Origin of the sequence: Duganella vulcania, assembly GCF_009857655.1 — a bacterium.
Taxonomy (GTDB): Bacteria; Pseudomonadota; Gammaproteobacteria; order Burkholderiales; family Burkholderiaceae_D; genus Rugamonas; species Rugamonas vulcania.
The window spans coordinates 1-7,430 of sequence record NZ_WWCX01000160.1; the positions used below are offsets into that span (position 1 = coordinate 1).

At 65.4% G+C, this 7,430-nt stretch carries 6 protein-coding genes; all 6 read left to right on the plus strand.

Annotation, left to right across the window (positions count from 1 at the left end; all coding sequences use genetic code 11):
* Positions 1–68 precede the first annotated feature (68 nt).
* Positions 69–848, plus strand: a complete 780-nt coding sequence (blaOXA, locus tag GTP90_RS34010; RefSeq protein ID WP_443093314.1) for a class D beta-lactamase — start codon at positions 69–71, stop codon at positions 846–848.
* Positions 849–869: 21 nt separating this feature from the next.
* Positions 870–1,685 (plus strand): class D beta-lactamase, encoded by an 816-nt coding sequence (blaOXA, locus tag GTP90_RS34015; RefSeq protein WP_161087657.1) that lies wholly within the window; start codon positions 870–872, stop codon positions 1,683–1,685.
* Positions 1,686–1,819: 134 nt separating this feature from the next.
* Positions 1,820–2,755 carry a transaldolase gene (gene tal / locus GTP90_RS34020; protein ID WP_161087658.1) on the plus strand — a complete coding sequence of 312 codons (936 nt, stop codon included), beginning with the start codon at positions 1,820–1,822 and terminating at the stop codon, positions 2,753–2,755.
* A 177-nt stretch (positions 2,756–2,932) separates the two neighbouring features.
* Positions 2,933–4,135, plus strand: coding sequence for an efflux RND transporter periplasmic adaptor subunit (locus tag GTP90_RS34025; protein WP_161087659.1), 1,203 nt, complete (start codon positions 2,933–2,935; stop codon positions 4,133–4,135).
* Positions 4,136–4,147: 12 nt separating this feature from the next.
* The gene (locus GTP90_RS34030) at positions 4,148–7,300 is read left to right on the plus strand and encodes an efflux RND transporter permease subunit (protein ID WP_161087660.1); all 3,153 of its coding nucleotides are present in this window, start codon (positions 4,148–4,150) and stop codon (positions 7,298–7,300) included.
* Positions 7,284–7,427, plus strand: coding sequence for a hypothetical protein (locus GTP90_RS36560; RefSeq protein WP_175048340.1), 144 nt, complete (start codon positions 7,284–7,286; stop codon positions 7,425–7,427). Before GTP90_RS34030 ends, GTP90_RS36560 begins: the two co-directional genes overlap by 17 nt.
* The last annotated feature ends 3 nt before the right edge of the window (positions 7,428–7,430 follow it).

A 7,430-nucleotide genomic window follows, 5' to 3' on the forward strand; every position in this document is an offset into this window, starting at 1 on the left:
GGGCGCGCGGCGCCGCCGTGGCCGGCCTGGCAGGCATCTTCGCGGCCAGCCTGGCGTTCCAGCCCGCCCTGGCCGACCGCGCCGCGCCAACCGCGCAAGCCGCAACATTGGCCACCTTCAGCTGCACGGACATGGTCGATGCCGCCAGCGGCGCACGGCTGGTCCACGACGGCCATTGCGACGAGCGCGTCACGCCCGCTTCAACCTTTAACATCGCCGTCAGCCTGATGGGGTATGACAGCGGCATCCTGCACGACGCCCACTCGCCCAGCCTGCCGTTCAAGCCCGGCTATATCGACTGGAACCCCGACTGGCGCGAAACGACCGACCCGACCAGCTGGATACGCAACTCGACCGTGTGGTACGCCCAGCAGGTGACGGCCAACCTCGGCGCGCGCCGCTTCCAGCAGTATCTGAACAGTTTCGGCTACGGCAATCTGGACGCTACCGGCGACCCCGGCAAGGACAACGGCCTGACGATGTCGTGGATCGAATCCAGCCTGAAGATCTCGCCGGCCGAGCAGACCGCCTTCCTGCGGAAGATCGTCAACCGCCAGCTGCCGCTGTCGGCACACGCCTACGACATGACCGCCCGCATCACCGCGCTCGGCACCTTGCCGAACGGCTGGAAAATCCACGGCAAGACCGGCACCGCCTCGCCGGTGCTGGCCAACGGCAGGGATGACGAGCGGCGCAGCTACGGCTGGTTTGTCGGCTGGGCCACCAAGGACGGGCGCACCGTGGTCTTCTCCCGCCTGGTGCTGCAAGACAAACAGGACCGCGCCGCCGGCCCCGCAACCAAAGACGCCTTCCTCCGCGATCTGCCGGCGCAGTTGGACGCGCTTTAACCACACTCAAAAAGGAGCCGCATGAATTTTCGCCACATCATATTGGGGGCGCTGTACAGTCTCGCCCCGATTTTCGCCGCCCACGCCACTGAGGTGTGCACGGCGCTGGCCGACAGCAACGGCCCGACGCTGTTCAGCCGGGGCGACTGCCGGCACCAGGTGACGCCGGCATCAACCTTTAAGATCGCCATCAGCCTGATGGGCTACGACGCCGGCATCCTGAAAGACCAGCACACGCCGAAGCTGCCGTTCCGCGAAGGCTATGTCGACTGGCGTCCGGACTGGCGCCAGGATACCGATCCCGGCAAGTGGATGAAGGACTCGGTGGTCTGGTATTCGCAGCAGGTGACGCAATCGCTGGGCATGCCGCGCTTCGCCGCGTACGCCAGCAAATTCCAGTACGGGAACGCCAATGTCGCGGGCGATGCCGAACATGACGGCCTGACCATGTCGTGGATCGGATCGTCGCTGAAGATCTCGCCGCTGGAGCAGCTGACCTTCCTGAACAAGGTCATCAACCGCCAACTGGGCGTCAGCGCCCGCGCCTACGACATGACCGCGCGCCTGACACAAGTCAAGCAGCCGCTGGACGGCTGGCGCATCCATGGCAAGACCGGTTCCGCCTCCGGCTACGGCTGGTACGTGGGCTGGGCAACGAAAGGCACGCGCAGCTTCAGCTTCGCGCATCTGCTGAAAAAAGATGACGCGCAGCCGCAAGACACGCCGGCCGGCCTGCTGGCACGCGAGGCGTTGCTCAAAGAGTTGCCGCAGTTGCTCGGCTCGCTGGAGCAGGAAGCGCTGCTCAGGCCAGCGTTGCGCCAGGCCATCAAGCAATGACCTTGTCTAATCGGCAAACTAAGCTTTATTGCGTCACAATATAGAGACTATTGGATTTTGTGTTCTTTAACAATTCTTCACGGTTGAGTACAATAAGACAAGCCCTACTCCCCTCAACTGATAGTCAGCGCACAATGAACCAGCTCGAACAGCTCAAGAAATTCACCACCGTAGTCGCCGACACCGGCGATTTCCAGTCCATCCAGGCCTACACCCCGCGCGACGCCACCACCAACCCTTCGCTGATCCTGAAGGCGGTGCAGAAGGACGAGTACAAGCCGCTGCTGGAAAAAGCCGTGCGCGACAACCTCGACAACTCGATCGCCGAGACCATCGACCACCTGCTGATCGCCTTCGGCAAGCAGATCCTGCGCATCATCCCCGGCCGCGTGTCGACCGAGATCGACGCCCGCTTGTCGTTCGACGTCGAAGGCTCGGTGGCCAAGGGCCGCGAGCTGATCAAGTTGTACGAACAGGCCGGCATCGAGCGCGAGCGCGTGCTGATCAAGATGGCCGCCACCTGGGAAGGCATCCGCGCCGCCGAGATCCTGGAAAAAGAAGGCATCCACTGCAACATGACGCTGCTGTTCTCGCTGGGCCAGGCCATCGCCTGCGCCGAAGCCGGAGCGCAGCTGATCTCACCGTTCGTCGGCCGCATCTACGACTGGTATAAAAAATCCACCGGCATCGAGTACGTCGGCGCCGAAGATCCGGGCGTGCAGTCGGTCAAGCGCATCTACAACTACTACCGCAAGTTCGGCTACAAGACCGAGGTGATGGGCGCGAGCTTCCGCAATACCGGCCAGATCCTGGAACTGGCCGGCTGCGACCTGCTCACCATCAGCCCCGACCTGCTGCAAAAACTGGCCGACAGCGACGCGCCGGTCGAGCGCAAGCTGAGCGCCGAGTCCGTGCCCGGCGCCGGCATCATCAAGCTGTCGCAGGACGAGAAGACCTTCCGCTTCCAGCTCAACGAAGACCAGATGGCCTCCGAAAAACTGGGCGAAGGCATCCGCGCCTTCTGCGCCGACTCCGGCAAACTGAAGCAAATCATCTCCGGCATGCGCTGACCCCGGCGCAGGGGCAGGCGAAAGGCGGTAACGCGGCGCAAGCCGTGTTACCGCTTTTTCACTTTTATCGGCATACAAAACGTTACATAACTAGCTGTATTACAATGTTGCGACCTTAGCCACCGCCCAGGCTGGCCGACAAAGCGTTCTACATAAATCCTTTTACGAGATCCATCCATGAGATTAGTACCTCGTTACACAGCTGCCGTTGTCTCCCTCTCCCTGCTGGCCGCCTGCGGCGACAAAGCCGCCGCCCCCAGCGCCCCGCCCCCAGCCACCGTCGCCGTCATCACCGTCGCTCCCGCCGCCGTCACCCTGAGCACCGAACTGCCGGGCCGCACGGAAGCGTCACGCATCGCGCAGGTGCGCGCGCGGACCGCCGGCATCGTGCTGCAACGGGTGTTCAAGGAAGGCGGCGACGTCAAGGCCGGCGAGGTGCTGTTCCGTATCGATCCCGCCAGCTTCCAGGCCTCCTACGACAGCGCGCAGGCGGCCGTCGCCAAGGCCGAGGCCAATCTGGCCCAGGCCGATTTAAAGGTAAAACGATATAAACCGTTGTTGGCCGCGCAGGCCGTCAGCCAGCAGGAATACGACGACGCCGTCACCGCGCAGAAGCAGGCCGCCGCCGATCTGGCCACGTCCAAGGCCGCGCGCACCAACGCCGGCCTGACCTTGGGCTACGCCACCGTGACCTCGCCGATCTCCGGCCGGATCGGCCGCGCGCTGGTGACCGAGGGCGCGCTGGTGGGTCAAGGCGAAGCCACGCCGATGGCCACCGTGCAGACGCTGGATCCGATCTACGTCACCATCACCCAATCGTCGACCGAGCTGCTGCAGCTGCAACGCGCGCTGGCCGCCGGCAAGATCAAGAGCTCCGGCAAGAACGAGGCGCGCGTCACCCTGATCACGGAGGACGGCCAGGCCTACCCGCAAGCGGGCCGGCTGCTGTTCTCGGACGTGTCGGTGGACGAGAGCACCGGCGCCGTGTCCATGCGCGCCGAGTTCCCGAACCCGCAGCGCACCCTGCTGCCTGGCATGTACGTGCGCGCGCGGCTCGACCAGGGCGTCAACGAAGCCGCCATCACCGTGCCGCAGCAGGCCGTGGTGCGCAGTCCCGAAGGCTCGTCGGTGCTGATCGTCGGCGCGGACAACAAGGTGCTGGCGCAGCCGGTCACCGCCACCGCCAACGAGGGCCAGAACTGGGTGGTCAGCTCCGGCCTCAAAGGCGGTGAGCGCATCGTGGTCGAAGGCTTCCAGAAGGCCAAGCCCGGCGCCACCGTGAATCCGCAACCGTGGAAAGGTCCCGCCGGTGCTGCGGCTGCGGCGCCGGTGCCGGCCGCCGCGGCACCCGCCGCATCCGATCGCGGCACCGCCAAATAACAGGGAGTCTTGATGGCCAAGTTTTTCATCGACCGCCCCGTATTCGCGTGGGTGATCGCACTCTTCATACTGCTGGGCGGGATGCTGGCGATCACGGTCTTGCCCGTGTCGCAGTACCCGACCATCGCGCCGCCATCGATCGTGGTGACGGCCAACTACCCCGGCGCCACCGCGCAGGTGCTGGACGACGCCGTCACCAGCGTGATCGAACAGGAGATGAACGGCGCCGACGGCTTGCAGTACGTCGAATCGTCCAGTGAGGCCAGCGGCGCCGTCACCATCACCGTCACCTTCGTCCCCGGCACCAATCCGGACCTGGCGGCGGTCGATGTGCAGAACCGCATCAAGCGCGTCGAATCGCGCCTGCCGGCCGCCGTCACGCAGCAGGGCGTGCAGGTCAACAAGGCACGTTCCAACATCCTGATGTTCGTCGGCCTGACCTCGACCGACGGCCGCCTCGACCCGACCGGACTGGGTGACTACCTGGCCCGCAACGTGGTCAATGAAGTCAAGCGCATTCCCGGCGTGGGCCAGGCGCAGTTGTTCGGCACCGAGCGCGCGATGCGCATCTGGGTCGATCCGGCCAAATTGATCGGCCTGAAAATGAACATGGCCGACGTCACCGCCGCCATCCGCGCGCAGAACGCGCAGGTCACCTCCGGCACGCTGGGCGACTTGCCCAGCCCCGCCAAGCAGACCTTCTCCGCGCCCATCGTGGTCACCGGCCAGCTGTCGTCCACCACCGAATTCGGCCAGATCGTGCTGCGCGCGAATCCCAACGGATCGCTGGTGCGCCTGAAGGACGTGGCGCGCATCGAGATGGGCGGCGCCAGCTTCTCCATCAACGCGCGCCTGAACGGCGCGCCGTTCTCCGCCATCGCGGTGCAGCTCTCGCTGACCGGTAACGCGCTGCAAACGGCGACCGCCGTGCGCGCGAAGATGGACCAACTGGCCAAGTACTTCCCGCCCGGCGTGAAGTACACCATCCCTTACGACACCTCGCTGTTCGTCAAGATCTCGATCGAGGAAGTGGTCAAGACCCTGCTGGAAGCGGTGGTGCTGGTGTTCCTGGTGATGTACCTGTTCCTGCAGAACTTCCGCTACACGCTGATCCCGACCATCGTGGTGCCGGTGGCGCTGATGGGCACCTTCGCGGCGATGCAGATCTTCGGCTTCTCGATCAACGTGCTGACCATGTTCGGCATGGTGCTGGCGATCGGTATCCTGGTCGATGACGCCATCGTGGTGGTGGAAAACGTCGAACGCATCATGAGCGAGGAAGGCCTGTCGCCGCGCGACGCCACCCGCAAGGCGATGACGCAGATCACCGGCGCCATCATCGGCATCACGCTGGTGCTGATCGCCGTGTTCATCCCGATGGCCTTCTTCGGCGGCGCGGTCGGCGCGATCTACCGCCAGTTCTCGCTGGCGATGGTGTCGGCCATGCTGTTCTCGGCGCTGATGGCGCTGACGCTGACGCCGGCGCTGTGCGCCACCATTCTGAAACCGGTGCAAGCCGGACATCACCACGAGAAGAAAGGCTTCTTCGGCTGGTTCAACCGCCGCTTCGCGGTGACCGCCACCGGCTACCAGGGCGTGATCGCCAAGATGATCAAGCGCACCGGCCGTTACCTGGTGATCTTCGCGCTGATCTGCGGCGTGGTCGGCTGGCTGTATGCGCGCCTGCCGTCGTCGTTCCTGCCGAACGAGGACCAGGGCTACCTGATCGCCAACGTGCAGCTGCCCGCGGGCGCTTCGAGCAGCCGCACGCAGGCCGTGCTGGCGCAGGCCGACGCCTACTTCCGCAAGCAGCCCGGCGTGGCGCGCACCATCGCGGTGGCGGGCTTCAGCTTCTCCGGCAATGGCCAGAACGCCGGCCTAGTGTTCATCCCGCTGACGGACTGGAAGGAACGCGGGCCGGAACAATCGGCACAGGCGATCGCGCAGCGCGCGTTCGGCGCGTTGTCGAGCATTCCGGATGCGATCATCTTCCCGCTGTCGCCGCCGCCGATCCGCGAACTGGGTAACGCCACCGGCATCACCGCGCGCCTGCAGGACCGCAGCGCGCTGGGTCACGACGCGCTGATCGCCGCGCGCAACCAGCTGCTCGGCATGGCCGGCAAGAGCGCCATCCTCAAGGGCCTGCGTCCTGAAGGGCTGGAGGACGCGCCGCAGCTGCAGGTCGACATCGACCGCGAGAAGGCCAACGCGCTGGGCGTGACCTTCGCCGACATCAACTCGATGATGTCGACCGCGCTGGGTTCTTCCTACGTCAACGACTTCGCCAGCAGCGGGCGCCAGCAGCGCGTGATCGTGCAGGCCGACGCGCCGCGCCGTTTGCAACCGGCGGACATCATGCAACTCAACGTGCGCAGCGCTTCCGGCACGATGGTGCCGTTCTCCTCGTTCGCCACCTCGCACTGGATACAAGGTCCGGTGCAGCTGGTGCGCTACAACGGCTACCCCGCCATCAAGCTGACCGGCGACGCCGCGCCAGGCCGTTCGACAGGCGAGGCGATGGACGAACTGGAACGCCTGGCGGCGCAGCTGCCGCCCGGCTTCAGCATCGAATGGACCGGCCAGTCGCTGGAAGAAAAGACCTCCGGCTCGCAGGCGCCGATGCTGTTCGCGCTGTCGCTGCTGGCCGCCTTCCTGGTGCTGGCGGCGCTGTATGAAAGCGAATCGATTCCGGTGGCGGTGCTGCTGGTGGTGCCGCTCGGGATCCTGGGCGCGCTGCTGGGCGCCACCATGCGCGGGCTGCCGAACGACGTGTACTTCAAGGTCGGCCTGATCGCGATTATCGGCCTGTCGGCCAAGAACGCCATCCTGATCATCGAATTCGCCAAGGACCTGCAGGCGCAGGGCAAGGGCCTGATCGAGGCGACGCTGGAGGCGGTGCACCTGCGCTTCCGGCCGATCATCATGACGTCGCTGGCCTTCATCCTCGGCGTGCTGCCGCTGGTGATCGCCACCGGCGCGGGATCGGCCAGCCAGCGCGCCATCGGCACCGGCGTGATGGGCGGGATGATCACGGCCACGGTGCTGGCGGTGTTCCTGGTGCCGGTGTTCTTCGTCGTGATCCGCAAGATCTTCAAGGGCAGCGAACGTCAGCGCAAGCTGGCCGCACATGAACTGAACGATAAGAAGCATGAAACCTATGATTAAGCCCATCCTGCCCTTAACCGTACTGGCGGCGCTGCTGTCGGCCTGCTCGATGGCGCCGACCTACCAGCGTCCCGCCGCGCCGGTGGCCGCCGCCTTCCCGGCCGACAGCGCGGCGGGACGCTGGTAGGTC